Annotated in this window: 14 protein-coding genes and 1 pseudogene; 3 read left to right on the forward strand and 12 right to left on the reverse strand. The window is 70.5% G+C overall.

What is annotated here, in order from left to right; translation table 11 throughout:
* Positions 1-221 precede the first annotated feature (221 nt).
* The 11 genes and pseudogenes from OG472_RS08375 to OG472_RS08425 all read right to left on the reverse strand — a co-directional run bounded on the left by OG472_RS08375 (position 222) and on the right by OG472_RS08425 (position 15195).
* Positions 222-1268, reverse strand: a complete 1047-nt coding sequence (locus OG472_RS08375) for a YihY/virulence factor BrkB family protein (RefSeq protein ID WP_405941237.1) — start codon at positions 1266-1268, stop codon at positions 222-224.
* 1257 nt (positions 1269-2525) lie between these two features.
* Positions 2526-3511: pseudogene (locus OG472_RS08380) on the reverse strand (iron-containing redox enzyme family protein).
* Positions 3511-3768 carry a CDGSH iron-sulfur domain-containing protein gene (locus OG472_RS08385; RefSeq protein ID WP_401604160.1) on the reverse strand — a complete coding sequence of 86 codons (258 nt, stop codon included), beginning with the start codon at positions 3766-3768 and terminating at the stop codon, positions 3511-3513. Before OG472_RS08385 ends, OG472_RS08380 begins: the two are co-directional and overlap by 1 nt.
* The gene (locus OG472_RS08390) at positions 3752-4438 is read right to left on the reverse strand and encodes a HemK2/MTQ2 family protein methyltransferase (RefSeq protein WP_405828738.1); all 687 of its coding nucleotides are present in this window, start codon (positions 4436-4438) and stop codon (positions 3752-3754) included. Before OG472_RS08390 ends, OG472_RS08385 begins: the two co-directional genes overlap by 17 nt.
* A gap of 274 nt (positions 4439-4712) precedes the next feature.
* Positions 4713-6953, reverse strand: coding sequence for a catalase (locus tag OG472_RS08395; protein WP_405941238.1), 2241 nt, complete (start codon positions 6951-6953; stop codon positions 4713-4715).
* 211 nt (positions 6954-7164) lie between these two features.
* Positions 7165-8349 (reverse strand): zinc-dependent alcohol dehydrogenase, encoded by a 1185-nt coding sequence (locus tag OG472_RS08400; protein ID WP_405828742.1) that lies wholly within the window; start codon positions 8347-8349, stop codon positions 7165-7167.
* A 410-nt stretch (positions 8350-8759) separates the two neighbouring features.
* Positions 8760-10226 (reverse strand): aminotransferase class I/II-fold pyridoxal phosphate-dependent enzyme, encoded by a 1467-nt coding sequence (locus OG472_RS08405; RefSeq protein WP_405828744.1) that lies wholly within the window; start codon positions 10224-10226, stop codon positions 8760-8762.
* A 42-nt stretch (positions 10227-10268) separates the two neighbouring features.
* On the reverse strand, positions 10269-12371 hold the full coding sequence (locus OG472_RS08410) for a S9 family peptidase (RefSeq protein WP_405828746.1): 2103 nt from the start codon (positions 12369-12371) through the stop codon (positions 10269-10271).
* A gap of 40 nt (positions 12372-12411) precedes the next feature.
* Complete coding sequence (locus tag OG472_RS08415; RefSeq protein ID WP_405828748.1) at positions 12412-14193, reverse strand: N-acetylglutaminylglutamine amidotransferase; 1782 nt, start codon at positions 14191-14193, stop codon at positions 12412-12414.
* A 248-nt stretch (positions 14194-14441) separates the two neighbouring features.
* Positions 14442-14783: a DUF6766 family protein gene (locus OG472_RS08420; RefSeq protein WP_401604169.1), complete on the reverse strand. Its 342-nt coding sequence runs from the start codon at positions 14781-14783 to the stop codon at positions 14442-14444.
* A gap of 82 nt (positions 14784-14865) precedes the next feature.
* A complete protein-coding gene (locus OG472_RS08425; RefSeq protein WP_405828750.1) occupies positions 14866-15195 on the reverse strand; it encodes a hypothetical protein in 330 nt (109 codons plus the stop codon).
* Positions 15196-15415: 220 nt separating this feature from the next.
* Between OG472_RS08425 and OG472_RS08430 the strand changes: the two genes are divergently transcribed.
* The 3 genes from OG472_RS08430 (at position 15416) to OG472_RS08440 (ending at position 16647) form a co-directional block, all read left to right on the forward strand.
* On the forward strand, positions 15416-15766 hold the full coding sequence (locus OG472_RS08430) for a PRC-barrel domain-containing protein (RefSeq protein ID WP_401604171.1): 351 nt from the start codon (positions 15416-15418) through the stop codon (positions 15764-15766).
* A gap of 193 nt (positions 15767-15959) precedes the next feature.
* The gene (locus OG472_RS08435) at positions 15960-16235 is read left to right on the forward strand and encodes an isoamylase early set domain-containing protein (protein ID WP_405941239.1); all 276 of its coding nucleotides are present in this window, start codon (positions 15960-15962) and stop codon (positions 16233-16235) included.
* A 10-nt stretch (positions 16236-16245) separates the two neighbouring features.
* A complete protein-coding gene (locus tag OG472_RS08440) occupies positions 16246-16647 on the forward strand; it encodes a cofilin family protein (RefSeq protein WP_401604176.1) in 402 nt (133 codons plus the stop codon).
* Between the two features lie 22 nt (positions 16648-16669).
* Here OG472_RS08440 and OG472_RS08445 read toward each other — a convergent pair whose 3' ends face one another.
* A complete protein-coding gene (locus tag OG472_RS08445; RefSeq protein WP_405828752.1) occupies positions 16670-17065 on the reverse strand; it encodes an ATP-binding protein in 396 nt (131 codons plus the stop codon).
* Positions 17066-17092: the final 27 nt, after the last annotated feature.

The following is a 17092-nucleotide window of genomic DNA, read 5'->3' on the forward strand; positions in this document are numbered from 1 at the left end:
CTGGGTTCAAGGGTGGTCATGTCGTCGTCACGGCGCGCCTACCCCGCAACCGCGCTGGCACCCGCGCGGCAACCAGCGTTGTACGAAAGGTGACTCGACAGCAGCCCGGGGCGACCTCACACGGCCATGGTGTGCTGGGCCGCGCTCTCGGTCGGCGGCGGCAGGCGTCGCCGGAGCGGCCGTGCCGTGCCGGTCTCACGGCGAGCCGTGTCACGCATGAGTCAGTGCTCCGTCCGGCGGCGGTCGCCATCGCTCCACGCACGGGTGTCGCGGGGCTCGACGTAGGGTTCCTCGTCCTCGGGCATTCCGCCGGTGATCGCGCGCTGCCGGGCCATTTCCGCGTCGAACTCCAGCCCGAGGAGGATCGCGAGGTTGGTGATCCACAGCCACACGAGGAAGACGATCACGCCGGCGAGGGTGCCGTAGGTCTTGTTGTAGGAGGCGAAGTTCGCGACGTAGAACGCGAAGCCCGCCGAGGCGGCCATCCAGATCGCCAGCGCCAGGAGGCTGCCCGGCGTCACCCACTTGAAGCCGCGGCCCTTCGCGTTCGGGGCGGCCCAGTAGAGGATCGCGATCATGATCGTGACGAGGAGGACCAGCACCGGCCACTTCGCGATCGACCACACGGTCAGGGCGGTGTCCCCGATCCCCAGGGCGGTGCCCGCCTGCCGGGCGAAAGAGCCGGAGAAGACGACAATGAGCGCGCTGGCGCAGGCCAGGACCATCAGCGTAACGGTGAGGGCCAGGCGCAGCGGGAGGACCTTCCAGACGGGGCGGCCTTCCGGCATGTCGTAGACGGCGTTCGAGGTGCGGATGAACGCGGCGATGTAGCCGGACGCCGACCACACGGCGACGACGAGGCCGACGACCGCCAGGAGGGATCCGACGCCGGAGTGGCCCTGGAGCTGCTGCACGGCGTCGGTGATCACGTCCCGCGCCGAACCGGGTGCCAGTTTCTGCAGGTTCTCCAGGACCTGCTCGGTGGCGGACTCCCCCGCGAGGCCCAGCAGGGACACCAGCACGAGCAGGGCGGGGAAGAGGGCGAGGACTCCGTAGTAGGTCAGCGCCGCGGCCCGGTCGGCGAGCTCGTCGTCCTTGAACTCCTTCACGGTGCCGCGCAGCACGGCCTTCCACGACCGCTTGGGCAGCTCGGTGGGCCGGTCGGGTGCCCGCTCCTCCACCTGCGGGTCCGGGCCCGCCGGGTTCTCGTGGCGGGTGTCCCCGCGATCGTCGTCTCCGCCTGGTCCTGGCTTGGGTGTGCGTGTCATACCCTGCGCCTTTCCACCGCGGCGCCACTCATGTCCGCGAGGGCACACGAGAACCCCGGCCTTGCCTGCAGGAACGTCTGGATTGCCCACGTCTCGATGGGGCCGGCTGCCGCACCTGCCCGCGGCGCGACACCAGGACAGGGAGCCGGCGGGGGCGCCGTCCGGGCCTTCCCCGGTTCGCCACGACCGGCCTGCGCAGGCGCTCCCTCATCGGCGAGTTCAACAAGACCCGGCTCAGCCCTGGGCCGTTTCCTCGTCCTGGGACTGGAATTGCGGCGGCCGTGGTGGGAGCCGGTCACCTCGCACCCGCCGCCCGTTGGACCGCCTCACCACCGGACGAACACACCGGCCGGGGATGCGCCCCAGCGCATACCGCTCCGCGGTCTGGGAACACGCGCAGTCATGCACGGACAACATGCGCGTCCCACGAGCAGTCCGTTCGGCCCGGCACCCGCAGCCCAGACGTCCCCATCTGGCCGAGCCGGCGCCAAACACTCACGCCGAAGCCGGATCAGCAGCCGGCTTCGCCGCCGCATCCTGGCGTACCGGGCGATCGATTTCCTGTCCACCCACATCCCGGACCCCTCAGGCTCGGGCGAGGAGTGCCTGCTCCTCGTCCACACCCGTCAGGTCGTCGGCCAGGTCCGCTACAGGATCTGCCCTGACTGCACCCGGGGCCTCATCACCGCGGTCATCATCGACGAGCGCTTCGACAGCTCCGGCCTGGGCACACGGGCGCTTTCTCACCTTCGTTCCCGCCACCCGACGACTGCCTGGCGCAGCACGGTGACCAGGCGCACCGCACGGGATCTCCTGCGCCGCATGCGTATTCCCGCAATCACCTCCAGCCCGGCCTGCGAGCACACGCGCCGGCCACTGCTCGACCCGGTGCCGGCCACTTCCTGACCTACGACCTGCCACCTGGACGAACCTGTTGGACCGGACGGCCGCCGCCCCTCTCGCGGGCCTGGTCTTCGAAGTCCTGCGCTGCGGGATGACCACGCCTGTGGCGCGGCTCAACACAGACGCACGCGCCATCGCCGCCGGCGACTTACAACGGTAACGCCGACGGCCGGCTCGGCTGGACTTTCCACCAGCCCTGAAATGCAGGGCTGGTGCGGAGGGGGACCGTTGTTGTGCCGGGCGGGGCCAGGTCGTGACGAGCTGCACGCGGAAACCGGGACGGACTGGATTTGGAGGGGCATGGACGGACACTCGAACAGCCCGGGTGGCCGCACCCCGGCGGAATGCCCACCGCTAATGCTCGTGCAGGGGTGTGCGCAGTGCGCTGCGTTCGTGGTCCCAGGCTTCGCGGATGTGGCCCGCGAGGCGGTCTTCGAGAAGGACGGTCGCCGCACAGCGAACGCGATGTCCTCTTCGAGGTCCGGTTCGTGGACGGCGTCGGCCACGACGTGTTCGGCGTAGAAGTGCTCGGCAGCCGGCCCCGCGCCGCAGCGTCGCATGGCCTTGGCCAGGCGGCGGGAGCCGGGTGAGGAGGTGACCTCGACGCACGCGAAGTGACCGACGAGCGCGCGGCGCAGCGCCCGGTGCAGGCCGAACAGGGACATCAGGTTCACGGTCGCGAGCAGCGGGGCCGGCGCCCGGTTCAGGTACCGGCCGTAAGTGGGGTCCAGCCGGAGGTCTGACATGAGGTCGGCGAAGAGCTGTGCGTGGATGCGCTCGGCGCGGCCGGCGCCGAACTCGTCGTACTCGATGGCGACCATGGCGGCCTTGGCCCGCCCGGTCAGCCGGGGAATGACCCAGGCGTGCGGATCGGCCTCCTTGAGGTGGTAGAGAGAACGCAGGGCTGCGTACTCGCGCAATTGCCAGAGCTCCCCCTCCGTTTCGAGGCGGTGACTCAGGCTGCCGGAGAGGTCGACGGGCTCGACGAGGAGCGGGGCGAAGGCGTCCTCCACCGTCCGGGGTGCATCGGACAGCGCGGTACGCAGGGCGTCCAGGAAGCGCGTTTCCATTGCCTGGCGCAGTCGCAGCAGGTCCGGATCCCACTCGCGTGCGTCGTCCACGCCGTCGAAGCCGCGGTAGTGGAGCTCGTAGAGGAGGTATGGGGCGAGCTGGAGGTCCTCGCCCCACGGGTCGGCCTCCATTGCCGCCCCGGGGGCGCGCCGCAATGGGCCCCCGGACCGCAGGGCGTCCGACACGGCGCGAGACAACTCGCCCCGCCCCGCCACCAGATGGGGGCTCCGGTCTGCAACGGTGACCGCGTCCGGGCTGGGAGGGGGCATCACGGGTTCCTGTCCTCGGGCTGCTGCGAGGTTCGCTCGCGGGGGCGGTGGCTGGTGTCGCACCAGGGGTGCGTACGGCTGCGACGGCATGTGCAGATGGCGACCGTGAAGCGGTCGGAGCGGGCGATCGTCCCGTCGTCCAGGACGATTTCGACGGGACCCTCGATGAGGACGGGCCCCTGCGGGTCCAGGGAGACGCGGCGCGCGGGCTGCACTCCGTCGGCCGTGCACGGACCGGGGTCAGAGGTTCCGGGCACGGATGACCACCAGCTCTTCCCACTCCTCGGCCTCGCTCGCCAGGCCTCGCCGCTCCAGCCAGATCCGCCGCGAGCGCAGGACCGGGCCCCAGGGAACGGACGCCTTCGCTGTGACCTGCGCGTACAGCCCTGCCCCGGCCAGCCGGTCCACGGTCTCCTCGGCCCCGCACATGCCGGAGTGCACCATCAGCAGAGCGCCGCCCGGGCGCAGCAGAGTGGAAGCGGTTTCGCAGATCCGGTCGATCACGAGGCGTCCGTCCGGTCCGGCGTCCCAAGCGCGCTGCGGCCCCCGCGAGGGCAATGTCACGCCCGGAGCGGGCACGTACGGCGGGTTCGCCACGATCAGGTCGAAGCGTCGGCCGACGGTACGGGCCCGGAAGTCGCCGTGCAGGACGTGCAGGGGAAGCCGATGGATCAGGGCGTTCAAACGGGCTGATGCGACGGCAAGCCACGAGACGTCGACCGCCGTGACCGTGGCCCCTCTGCGAGCGGCATGCAGAGCGAGCGCGCCGGTTCCGGTGCCGATTTCGAGGACGCTGGTGCGGGGGCCCAGCTCCTCTCGGGCAAGTGCCTCGGCGAGCAGATGGGTGTCCGCCTGCGGGCGGTAGACACTCGGCAGGGCGACCAGGCCCCCGGTAAGAGTTCTCGAGGTGAGAGCCGTAGTGGACATCGCGTACCTCCGGGGATCGCGGCGCCCGTAAGGCCACTTCTCGGACGTCATCCGGCGGCTGCCCAGGGTGGGCGACCTCATGCAGCGTGTCGGCGATCTTCGGAGCATCGGACGGCATCGGAGAGGGGAACACGGACGAAGGCCAAGCCGTCGAGATTGGGCCGATCAGGAGGCCGTACCCCGCCGGGGGAGGGGGTACCGGCGGGCGGGAACGGGCTCACCGCAGTGAGCTCACGGGTGGGCCCGTTCTCGTCGTTTCCCGGCGTCCGTCCCCTCAGCCAGCCGGCGGGAACCTGTCCCAGGCCCGGTGCTCGGCCAGGGCTGCGGCAATGGTCCCTACGGCGGCCGTACCGTCCTCCTCCAGGGCGATACCCGGGTCATCTGCTGTGATGCCGGCGGTCTGTAGGAGCTGCTCGGCACCGTTCCAGCCGCCGATGGCCTTGCCGTGCCGGTACGCCTCGGTGACGAGCAGGAGCACGCGCGGGTCGACGGCTTGCGGGGGTCGGGCAGTGCCGGCCTTGGCGTCGCGGGCGCCGTACGCGTCCGCTCCGGCCTGGGGCACGCCGGCGAGCAGGACGGCGTCGAATTCGGTGGAGCGGGCGGTGGCGTAGGTCCGCCGGCCGGTGATCGGATCGCCGTCGGGGTCGAGGGTGCCGCCCGTCGGGGCAATGACGAGGGGCACCATACCTGCGTCGAGGATGGCTTGCCGGGCGGCCCGTACGCCGTCCAGGTCGGCTTCCGCGTCGGCGATGATGCCGATGACGCGGCCGTCGGTTGGCCAGGTCCCGCCCATCTGGGAAAGGGCCGGGCTGGGGTCGGGCTCGGCGAGCGGCTCGGTGGCCGCGGGGGCCGGCAGACCGAGTCCGGTGGCGACCTGTTCGCACAGCTGCGGGTCGATGTTCGCCAGGACCTGGAGGGTGCGTTCCTTGATGGCCTGTTCGTAGCACTTGTTCAGTTCGAAGGTGTACGCGGCGATGATGTGCTCGCGCTCGCGCGGAGTCATGCTGAGCCAGAACAACCGCGGTTGGGTGAAGTGGTCCGAGAACGAGGCGGACGCTTCACGGACCTTGCTCGCCGCCGGGATCTTCACCGGCGTTTCGACGAAGGCGCCCGTGTCGGCTCCGGCGAAGAAGGGGCAGCCTCCGTCGAGGCTGTTGGGGTGATACGGGGCGACCCCGGTGTGGACGGCGCTCTGGTGCATGCCGTCGCGGAGCGTGTCGTTGACGGGGGCGTGTGGCCGGTTGATCGGGATCTGCCCGAAGTTGGGGCCGCCGAGGCGGCTGATCTGGGTGTCGAGGTAGGAGAAGAGGCGACCGGCGAGCAGCGGGTCGTCGGTGACGTCGATACCGGGAACCAAGTGACCGGGATGGAAGGCGACTTGCTCGGTCTCGGCGAAGTAGTTCTTGGTGTTGGCGTTGAGGGTCATGAGCCCGATGGGCTGGACCGGGGCGAGCTCCTCCGGGACGATCTTCGTCGGGTCGAGGAGGTCGATGCCTTCGAAGGTCTGGTCCGGGGTGTCGGGGAAAACCTGGATGCCCAGCTCCCACTGCGGGAAGGCGCCGGATTCGATGGCGTCGAAAAGGTCCCGGCGGTGGAAGTCGGGATCCATCCCGTTGATCAGCTGGGCTTCCTCCCAGACCAGGGAGTGCACGCCCAACTTGGGCTTCCAGTGGAACTTCACCAGCACGCTTTCGTCGGCCGTGTTGACCAGGCGGAACGTGTGGACGCCGAAGCCCTCCATCATCCGGTAGGACCGCGGGATCCCGCGGTCGGACATGTTCCACAGCGTGTGGTGCGTGGCCTCGGTGTGGAGCGAGACGAAGTCCCAGAAGGTGTCGTGCGCGCTCTGCGCCTGCGGGATCTCGCGGTCGGGATGCGGCTTGCCGGCGTGGATGATGTCGGGGAACTTGACCGCGTCCTGGATGAAGAAGACCGGGATGTTGTTGCCGACCAGGTCGAAGGTGCCTTCCTCGGTGTAGAACTTCGTCGCGAAGCCCCGTGTGTCGCGCACCGTGTCGGCCGAGCCACGCGAGCCGAGGACGGTGGAGAACCTGACGAACACGGGTGTCTCCACGTCCTTCGCCAGGAAGGCGGCACGTGTCACTTCGCCTGCGGTTCCGTAGCCCTGGAAGACCCCGTGAGCGGCGGCGCCGCGCGCATGCACCACGCGTTCCGGGATTCGCTCGTGGTCGAAGTGCGTGATCTTCTCGCGCAGATGGTGGTCCTGGAGAAGGACCGGCCCTCGCGGTCCGGCTTTCAGGGAATGGTCGGTGTCGTAGAGCCGTGCCCCTTGCGCGGTGGTGAGGTAGGCGCCGCTCTGTGCCATGCGCGCCTGGTCCGCCCCGGTGGCCTGCCCGGTGGGGCTCACGGTCTCCGGCCCTTCCTGGTCCGCTTTCGGCGGGAGGGGCTCAGAGGGTTGCGTCGGCTCGGCCACGGCCGGGGAGACCGGTCCCGGCTTGCCCGGCGCGCCGTTCCCTTCCGGCTCCGACGTTACAGGGCTGTGCTTCGTGGTCATCGCATGTCTCCAAAGAGTGGGCTGCTGAACGCTTGAGCCATGACCGGGATGCACCCGCTCCCAAACGGCGGCCAGGTACATCTCACCCGCCTCAGCGGCGTTCCGGGCATCTGCCCCGACAGAGCGGGTGCGTGCCTACCGACTGCCTGTCGGCCCGCGCGCCGGCATGCCATCGGCGTCGCATCGTCGCGGGCGGCCGCGGGCGACCGGATCAGGGTGTGAAGAGGACCTTGACGGCGCCGTCCTGCTTCTTCTGGAACATCTCGTACGCGTCCGGCGCCTGTTCGAGGGGCATCCGGTGCGTGGCGAAGTCCTCGACGCCGAGGGGGTCTCCGTCGGTGAGCAGAGGGAGGATGTCATCGACCCAGCGCCGAACGTTGGCCTGGCCCATGCGCAGCGTGAGCTGCTTGTCGAACATGGTCAGCAGGGGCAGCGGATCGGCCGCACCTCCGTAGACACCGGACACCGAAATGGTGCCGCCGCGGCGGACGAGGTCGATGGCGGTGTGGAGCGCGGACAGCCGGTCGATTCCTGCGCGCTTCATCACGGCCGCGGCCAGGGAGTCCGGCAGGAGGGTGCTGATGCCCTGCGCCGCGGCGGCAATGCGGCTGCCGTGGGCCTCCATGCCGACGGCGTCGATGGCGGCGTCGGGGCCCCGCCCTCCCGTGAGCGCGCGGACGGCGTCCGCCAGGCCTTCGCCGTACTGCTGGAGGTCCAGGGTGTGGACGCCTCGCCGGCGGGCCCGCGCCAGGCGTTCGGGGACGAGGTCGATGCCGATGACCGTACCGGCGCCGCGGTGAGCGGCGATGCGGCAGCTCATGTCCCCGATGGGGCCCAGGCCCAGGACGGCGACACTGCCGCCCTGCGGAACGGCCGCGTACTCGACGGCCTGCCAGGCCGTGGGCAGCACGTCCGACAGGTAGACGAAGCGGTCGTCGGGCGGCCCGGCCGGGACCCGGATCGGGAGCGAGTTCCCGAACGGGACGCGCAGGTACTGGGCCTGCCCGCCCGGAACCTGGCCGTAGAGCTTCGTGTAGCCGAAGAGCGACGCGCCCGTGCCGTGCTCGTGGACCTGTGTCGTCTCGCACTGGGACTGCAGCCCCTGGTCGCACATGAAGCACGACCCGCACGAGATGTTGAAGGGGATCACCACCCGGTCCCCCGGCTTCAGAGAAGTGACGTCCGGTCCCACCTCCTCCACGATGCCCATGGGCTCGTGGCCCAGGATGTCGCCGGGGTCGAGAAAGGCACCGAGGACCTCGTAGAGGTGCAGGTCCGAGCCGCAGAGGCCAGTCGTCGTGATCTTGACGATCACGTCGTCGCGGTCGCGGATCGTGGGGTCGGGCACGGTGTCGACGCGTACGTCCCGCTTGCCGTGCCAGGTGAGTGCCCGCATGACGCCTCCTCGCAGACTGTGCTGCGTCGCTTTCGTCGCTTCCTGCTGTGGCCGTGCCCCCACCGTGCGGGTGCCCTGTACCGGGCCGACGAACCGGGCTGTGCGGGCCTTCCACTCCGGCGTGCCAGTGTGAGCACAGCGGGTGACCGACGGGAGCGGCAGCGCATCGAGGCGGTCTCAGCCCGGGCGGGAAACCGGCCCGGGCGGGAAACCGGCCCGGGCGGGAAACCGGCCCGGGCGGGCCTCCGGGTCACGTTTCCGGCCTCCCCGGGACAGACGACGGACCTCGCACATACGCGGCTTGCCGCAGCTAGCGGGTTACCGCGAGTGTTTCGCTTTCCGACAGCGAGCACGGGAGACCGAGCGCAACCGACTGAGAGGTGCCACCCGCTACCCGTTCCGCACCGCGGTCACGCTTCGCGGAGCACCCGGACGCTCCTGACCTTCGTGTCGACCGCGTCCGGCACGACCATGCCGGCCTCCGCCCCGGTCCGCAGGTAGCGCAGGACGTCTCCGGTGAGGCGCTCGCCGGGCAGGGCAGCCGGGATGCCGGGCGGGTACGGGGTCAGCATCTCGGCCGCGATCCGGCCGTCCGCCTCCTGCCAGGGCACCTGCTCCGTCCGGCCGAAGAAGGCGTCGCGGGGCAGCGCCGCCTGCTCCAGCCTCAGCCGTGACGGCGGCGGGACCTCCACCGGCTGTCCGGTGCGGAGCTCCGCGGCATGCGCGGCCAGGTCGGTCAGGGCCGTCAGAAGCACCTCGACCGTGTCGATGTCGTCGGCGTGGGTGAGTTGCGCGCTGATGCGGCGGTGGTCGGCGATGTGGAGGTTGATGCGGTGCTTGTCCCGCAGCCAGTCGGCGGCTCGGTAGCCGGTGACCTCCCTCGCGCTGATGTCGATGATGATCTGGAGGGGGTCCATGTCCGCCGCCCGGCCCGGTCCGCAGAAGTCGTCGCGGCCATGCACGTGCATGCCGTCGATGCGGGAGATGCGATCGCGGGTCTTCTGGGCGAGGGCGAGTGCGTGGTCGTAGAGGGCCTCTCCGTGTTCGACCATCTGCCGGCGCCAGCCGTCCAGCGCCGCGTAGACGAGGGACGAGGGGCTGGTGGTCCCCAGCAGGTCCTCACGGCTCTTGAGCACCTCCGGTGCGACCAGATCCCCCTGGAGGTGGAAGACGGAGCTCTGTTCGAGGCCGGAGCCCATCTTGTGCACGGAGGTGACACAGACGTCGGCGCCGGCGTCCATGGCCCAGGTCGGCAGGCCCGGGTGGAAGGGCAGGTGGGCGCCCCATGCCTCGTCGACGATCAGGGGCCGGCCCCGGCGGTGGCAGACCTCGGCGATGGCGGCCAGGTCCGAGCAGGTGCCGTAGGGGGTCGGTGTGGTCACGAGTGCGCCGCGGGCGTCGGGGTGCTCGGCGAAGGCCGCCTCGAATGCCTCGGCGGTCGGCGGATGGGCGAGGTGGCGCTCCTCGTCCCACTGCAGATCCACCCAGACGGGCCGTATGCCGGAGAGGATCAGGCCCGAGACCACGGACTTGTGCGCGTCCCGGCCGACCAGCAGCTTCTCGTGCGGACCGGCGACGGACAGCATGGCCGACTTCACCGACAGGGAACTGCCGCAGGTGGAGAAGAACGCATGGTCCGCTCCTACGGCGTCCGCCATCAGCGCCTGTGCTTCCTCCAGGACGCCTTGGGACGACGTACGGTCGTCCAGGCCGCTGGTGGCGAGGACATCGGACCGGAACACCGCTTCGCCGAGCACGGCCCGCACCCTCGGGTCGGCTCCCCGACCCTGCTTGTGCCCCGGGGGCGTGAACGGGGTCTGCCCGCTTTCGTGGTAGGCGGCCAACGCATCGAGTACCGGCGCTTTCGACTGGTCCATGCCTCGCGCCTGCCCCAAGACCGTCGGCGAAAACGGACATCGTCACGGGGCCGGACGGAGATGCCGCTCCAGCCAGTCCGCGGCAGCGCGCCGGTAGAGCCGCCGGTTGTCCGCCCGCAGGAATTCGTGGCCTTCGTTGCGCAGCGTAAGCTGCCGTGCCGGCACGCTGCGGTCGCGTGCCGCGCGGACGAACTGCTCGGATTCCGTCGGCGGCACGTTCGTGTCGTGCTCCCCGTGGACGGCCAGCACAGGGGCGCGGAGTTGATCGATGCGGCTCATCGGGGAAAGGGAGCGCAGCAGTTCCCGGTCGTGTTCGGGGTGCCCGTACTTGGCGGCGGCGGACTGCGCGATCCACGGCTCGGTTCCGGCGAAGAAGGTGGCGAAGTCCGACATACCGCAGACTGCGACGCCGGCGCGGAAGAGGTCCGGATGCCACACGAGGGAGGCCATGGTGAGATAGCCGCCGTACGAGCGGCCCATCACCCCGAGCCTCAGGGGGTCGGCGTAGCCGAGCGAGACCACGTGTGCCGCACAGTCTGCGACGTCGTCGATCGCCGCGAACCGGCCGGCGCCGAGGTCGGCGTCCACGAAGGAGCGGCCCCAGCCGGACGAGCCGCGGACGTCGGGGGCGAACACGTCCAGTCCCCTGCCGAGGAGTTCGTGGTAGAGCGGATTGAACACGGGTCGTTCCTGTTCCTCCGGTCCGCCGTGGAGGTGGATGACGCACGGGGCCGGCCGGCCCGGGTCCTGCTCCGGCGCACGGTAGTACCAGCCACCGAGTACGAGCCCGTCCCGGGCCTCGCAGCGCAGGGGCACCGGACGTACGGGAGGCCGCCCCGGCGGGACCGCGTCCTCGTCCCGCGCCGACCAGCTGGTGCGCGAGGGGACGAGGGCCTCGTCCAGTTCCCAGATGCCAGGCCTGCGCCGGGATCCCGAGAGGGCTGCGAACAGCCCGCCGCGCTCCACGGGCGCGATGCGGGTCACCACCTCGTGGGGCAGGACGGGATGGTGGCGCGGTCCGATGGCATCGTCCGTACGGTCGGGGGTGAGCCCCACTGTTTCCAGCTCGGTCGCGCCGTGTGCGTTCCAGGCGAGCACGGCCCACCGGCCGTGGTCGGGCACGCTCAGCAGATCGAGGGCGGAACCCTCCCGCTCGGCGGCGACGAAGAGTCCCCGGGACCTGCCCTCCTCGTCCAGACGTACCCTCAGCAGGGTTGCGAACTCCCGTTCCGCGTCGCTGCGCAGCCAGAGCGTCCGCGCGTCGGCGGAGAACCGGCCGATCCAGGGATCGCCGTCGGCGACGTGCAGGTCGAAGCTGGTGCGGCCCGCAGCGATGTCGAGTACGAGGGCCTCCCGTCCGCCGCGCGGACCGCGGCGGACGAGCGCGAAGCGGCCGTCCGCACTCACGTCGCAGACTCGGAGGGAGGCGGCTCCCTCCTCGCTGAACAGCAGAATCGGTGCGGTGGCTGCGTCCGGGTCGATCAGATAGGCCGCCAGCCCACCTCTGCGGGCCGGGCCGAGGGCGGGACCGTCGCGTTCGGGCGACGTCGCGCCCCGAGTCCTTCCGCCGGTTGGCGACGCACCCTCCGCTTTCGACGGCAGGTGTCCCGGTCCGGCGTGCTCCGAGCGCACCGGGGACGGATGGGCCACCGTGACGGCGAGGGCGGTGCCGTCACGCGTCCAGCACCCGAGGTGCGCCGAACTCCCCGGCTCCGCGCCCGCGAGCACCTGACGCCCGGTGCCGTCCGGGCGCACCACCAGAACCCGGGTGTGCTCCCCTCCCCCCGGCGCCGAGGTGTAGGCGATCCAGCGCCCGTCCGGCGACCAGGACACCTCCGTCACCGGGTCGGGATCGCCGTCCAGCACGTGCACCTCCGTCCCCCGGGCGGGCCCGCTCCACAGCTGGGGGACCCCGGCCCGGTCGCAGATGAACGCCACGTGCTCGCCCGTCGGGTCAGCAGACGGGTACCAACAGCCGTGGGCGGCCAGGAGGGTCGGCGGGTCGACGCCGCGGTGGGCGGGCATCGCGACCGGCGCCGGGGCCGGTACCGGGTCCGGCGGACGAGCTCCGGCAACGGGGGGAACGGCTGCCACACGGGGCGTTCCGTGCGCGTGCCTCAGGGGTTTCGTGTGCTCCAGGGGCATGGGCCGCCTCTCCCGGGCTTCCGCTTCAGGCGTCGACCGCTCACTTGATTCCGTGCGTCTGCAGCCAGATTTCCAACGACGCCACCTGCCAGAGGGTGCTGACCCCGCGTTTGGTGCGATGGCGGTTGGGCGCCTCGAGCAGCTCGTGGACCAGGCGCTGGTCGAAGATGCCGCGCCGGCGTGCTTCCGGGGCGGTGAGGGCGCGGCGTACGCGGGCGAGCACGGGTTCTGCCGTGTGCCGGACCGCGGGGACCGGGAAGTAGCCCTTCGGTCGGTCGACGATTTCAAGGGGCAGGATCTTGCGTCCGATGTCCTTGAGCACGGCCTTGCCGCCCTGTGCGAGTTTGAGCTGCGGAGGGCAGGCCGCGGCAAGTTCGACGAGCTCGTGGTCCAGGAAGGGCACCCTGGCCTCCAAGCCCCAGGCCATCGTCATGTTGTCGACCCGTTTGACGGGGTCGTCGGGCATGAGCGCGTGGACGTCCATGCGCAGGGCCGCATCGAGGGCGGTCGTGGCCCCCGGTGCGGCCATGTGCGCTCGGACGAACTCCATCGACGCGTCGTGGTCGGCGGTGAAATCGGGGTGCAGCAGGGCGGTGAGTTCGGCGTGCGTCCGGTCGAAGTACGCGTCCGCGTAGGCCCCGTCGGCATCCGGCCGGGCGGCCGAGGCGATCTGCGGGTACCAGTGGTAGCCGGCGAACACCTCGTCCGCGCCCTGGCCGCAGAGGACGACCTTGACCTCCTTGGAAACCTGTTCCGACAGCATGTGGAACGCGACCGCGTCGTGGCTGACCATCGGCTCGCTCATGGCGCCGATCGCGGCTTCCAGCGCGGACGGCAGCCGGTCGGACGGGATCATGAGCTGGTGGTGGTCGGTCGAGAACCGCCGCGCGATCAGGTCCGAATACCGGAACTCGTCCCCGTCCTCCCCGTTCTCCGCCTCGAAGCCCATCGCGAAGGTCGCAAGGCCCTCCTGCCCCGCCTCGGCGAGCAGCGCCACGATCAGGCTGGAGTCCAGCCCGCCCGACAGCAGCACGCCCACGGGGACGTCCGCGACCGTGCGCCGCCGCACCGCCGTGCGCAGCGCGTCGTGCACCGCCTCCTGCCAGAGTGCCGGGTCCTCGCCGAGCTCGGAGTGCCGGGTGTACGACGGCTGCCAGTAGCAGTGGTCACGGTGCGTGCCGTCCGGCTCCACGACGCGAACGGTGGCCGGCGGGATCTTCCGTACGCCGGCCAGTACGGTCCGGGGCGCCGGGACCGTGCCGTGCCAGCTCAGGTACTGGTGCAGCGCCACCGGGTCGAGGGACGTGTCGACGCCTCCGCCCGCCAGCAGCGCGGGCAGGGAGGAAGCGAAGCGAAGCCGGTCGCTGTCCTGCGTGATGTAGAGGGGCTTGATTCCCAACCGGTCACGGCCGAGTACCACACGGCCGGTGTGGTGCTCGACGACGGCGAAGGCGAACATGCCGATGAGGGACTCGACGCACTCCCGGCCCCACTCGGCGTACGCCTTGACGACCACCTCGGTGTCGGAGCGGGAGAAAAAGCGATGACCGAGTGCTTCCAGGCGGTCGCGCAACTCGCGGTAGTTGTAGACGCAACCGTTGAAGACCGCGGTGAGTCCCAGCTGCGCATCGGTCATGGGCTGGGAGCCCCACTCTGAGAGATCGATGATCTTCAGGCGCCGATGCCCGAGCGCCACCGCGCCCTGCGACCACATCCCTCTGCCGTCCGGCCCCCGCGGCTCCAAGATATCGGTCATGCGTTCGACAGCAGCCAGGTCCGGTCGCCGACTGTCGAAACGCACCTCCCCGCTCAACCCGCACACGGGGAACCCCCCACATGCACGGCACCTCGGGGGCGCCACCCCCGCAGGGCCTCGCTCCTCGTGGAGCACCTGGTCACGTACGCCATCACTACACTCCCGTGCCAATTCGGCCGACGATGGACAAGTCGGCCCGAACAGGCGATCGCCATAGGGGGCACCTGCCCACCTGCGCGCCCCTTAAGCGGTCGCTCTCCTCGCCGGCCCTACGACCGCGCTGCCGATGCCGGGGCCGACGCGGGCCGGATGCGTCAGCCCTCGACGCCGGTCGACGTGTGGGCGGCGCCCACCGGCTTGGACTCGGGTGAGCCGCGCTGGACCAGCCACACGGTGCCGAAGATGTAGAGGAAGAACTGCAGGAACTCGGACTGCCAGTTCTCGGAGACGTCCACGGCGAAGTCGGAGGTCGTCACGTACTCGCCCAGGCCGATCCGCTGGAGGCCGTCGATGGTGAGCTGGTCGTTGAACTCGGCGTGCCCGGCGACGGCCTGCCCGGCCAGGACCAGCAGGAACGCGATCCCGAACGCCAGGGTGAGGCTGTTGTCCCGCCAGAACCCGCTCCGTCGCGGTTTCCCGTGCGTGTCGTCACTCATCGCTGCATCGCCCCGATAGCGATGAAGTAGCCGAGCCCGCCCACCACCACCACGAGACAGGTCACGAAGAGGAAGCGCATCCTCAGTCGCCCTTCTGCACGCACCGGTAGGGCTGCTGTTCCCCCTGCGGGGTGCAACCGGCCGCGACAACCCCGCACGTCTTCTTCTGGTCCTGTTCCAGTTGCCCCCGCGTTTCGGGCGCCAGCAGGCGGCAGGCGGCCCCGTGGTCCCCGGAGGCCAGAGCTCGCTCGAACCGTTCACCGGCGGCCCGCGCCCCGTCCACCCTGGCTGCTGACGCCCCGCACCCACTGGGGAGCGCCGCCACGCCACCGGCGCAGAGGACGGCACGAGCGGCCCTTGCCATCGCCGGGCCCAGCAGCGCACCCGCTCGGGGCAGGAGGATCGGTTTCACACGTCTCCTCACGGAGGAATCACGACTCCCCACGTATGCCCGCGGATCCGTCCCGTTCCCCACACACCACCCGAGCGGCCCCGGCCGGCGCACGGCACGTGCAGGGCCGTTGGAGTGAGCATCGTGTGCCGCCCGGCGGAGCAGCGGTCACACGGCTGCCCACGAGGGCAGGGTGACGTGCACATTCCCGTCCGGTCCCAACTGAGAAGCGGAGCATCCCGTGAGTGCAGACATGTGGAGTTATGGCCCCGGATCGAGCTACACGCCGGGGACCCGCCTGATCGGCTTCAAGGTCGAAGCCAGTGACGGCCACATCGGCAAGGTCGACGAGCACACCGAGGACGTGGGCGCCTCGTACGTCGTCGTCGACACCGGTCCGTGGATCTTCGGCAAGCACGTCCTGATCCCTGCCGGCACCATCGTCCGCGTCGACGCGAACGACGAGAAGATCCACATCAACCTCACCAAGGACCAGATCAAGGACTCCCCCGAATACGACAAGGACAAGCACCGCGGCGACGCCGATTACCGCAGCCGACTCGGCCAGTACTACGGCAGCGACCACAGCTGACCCCAGCCGCCGGTTGCCGCTGCGGCCCCCACCACACAGGAGCCGCAGCCCCGGGTCGGCCCTGACCGCCGCTGCGGCAGGCGGCCACCCGGGTGACCTCCGCTCGGGTCTATGGCCCTGCACGGCCGTGCGCGTGCGCGGCAGCGCAAGGATGCACGGACCGGTTCCCCTTCTTCGTGGCTGGAGTCTTTCCGTGCTCGAACGCAAGCAGGTCAAGGGTCGTACCCAGATCACCTTCGTCCTTCCCGACAACGCTCCGGACGGGCCCGTCAGCGTCGTCGGAGACTTCAACCACTGGAACCCTGCCGCCCACCCGATGGCGTCCCGGGGAGACGGAACCCGCGCCGCGACCGTCGCTCTCCCCGCCAACAGCACCCATTCCTTCCGCTACCTCGCGGTCGGCGACTACTGGTTCGACGACGAACAGGCCGACGGCCACGACGGCGTCAACAGCCGCCTCCACACCTGATCTCTCCCCCGTGAGCAGCCCGACCGGCCTTTCCGAAGGCGCCCTTGCCGCCCTGCAGCACATGAAGGAGCAGCGGGAGATCAACACGGTGGTCCTTCACTACGCGGGCACCCAAGGTGTCCTGCTTCCGGAGACGGAGGGAAACCTGACCCATGACGAGCTGGTGGAATCCCTGCCCGCGGACGAGCCGCGGCTGATCGTCCACGAGCTGGCCTTCGCCACCCCGGAGGGCACGCGAAGGCACGCACGGCTCCTGATCTTCTGGATGCCGCCGGACGCCGGCGAGCAAGAACAGGCCTATACGGACGGGTTCACGGCCCTGAAGGAGTTCCTCCCCGACGTTCACGTCCACCTCACGGCCAGGCGTGCGAGCCAGCTCGAGCGCCGAAGGCTCGTTGCCCTCGCCGACTGAGAACCCGTTTACACCGCCGGCCCTACCAGGGGGCGCAGGCGCAGATGGTCTTGCCGCCGTCGGGGGTGGGTTCGATGTGCACGTCGGTGGTGAGGTGCTTGATCAGTTGCCATCCCCATCCGCCGGTGCCGTCGAGGTGGGGCGGGCGCGGCTCGGGCGGGTCGGGGCTGGTGTCGGTGACGCGGATGTCGACGTGGTCACCGTTCAGTTCGAGGTGGAGCGATGCGGGCCCGCGGGTGTGACGCATGACGTTGGCGACCAGCTCCCCGACGACCAGGAGCACGGCGTCGTCGCTCCCTGGTTCGGCGGGCGGCCGGATGCGTGCGGCATGGTGGAGGAAGGCTCGGGTGGCGTCGCGCGCCGATGTCGTGGGCTGCCCGCTGCAGGGCAGGGACCGGTCAAGTACGGGTGCATCCATACGTCCTCCTTCCGGCGGGCTCTACGT

Source organism: Streptomyces sp. NBC_00207 (genome assembly GCF_045160965.1).
In the GTDB taxonomy this organism is placed as follows: domain Bacteria; phylum Actinomycetota; class Actinomycetes; order Streptomycetales; family Streptomycetaceae; genus Streptomyces.

Excerpts from the sequence above, each read along its gene's own strand:
- OG472_RS08375 (WP_405941237.1), bottom strand. The coding sequence starts at position 1,268 with ATGACACGCACACCCAAGCCAGGACCAGGCGGAGACGACGATCGCGGG.
- OG472_RS08390 (WP_405828738.1), bottom strand. The coding sequence starts at position 4,438 with ATGTCCACTACGGCTCTCACCTCGAGAACTCTTACCGGGGGCCTGGTC.
- OG472_RS08395 (WP_405941238.1), bottom strand. The coding sequence starts at position 6,953 with ATGACCACGAAGCACAGCCCTGTAACGTCGGAGCCGGAAGGGAACGGC.
- OG472_RS08400 (WP_405828742.1), bottom strand. The coding sequence starts at position 8,349 with ATGCGGGCACTCACCTGGCACGGCAAGCGGGACGTACGCGTCGACACC.
- OG472_RS08405 (WP_405828744.1), bottom strand. The coding sequence starts at position 10,226 with ATGGACCAGTCGAAAGCGCCGGTACTCGATGCGTTGGCCGCCTACCAC.
- OG472_RS08410 (WP_405828746.1), bottom strand. The coding sequence starts at position 12,371 with ATGCCCCTGGAGCACACGAAACCCCTGAGGCACGCGCACGGAACGCCC.
- OG472_RS08420 (WP_401604169.1), bottom strand. The coding sequence starts at position 14,783 with ATGAGTGACGACACGCACGGGAAACCGCGACGGAGCGGGTTCTGGCGG.
- OG472_RS08445 (WP_405828752.1), bottom strand. The coding sequence starts at position 17,065 with ATGGATGCACCCGTACTTGACCGGTCCCTGCCCTGCAGCGGGCAGCCC.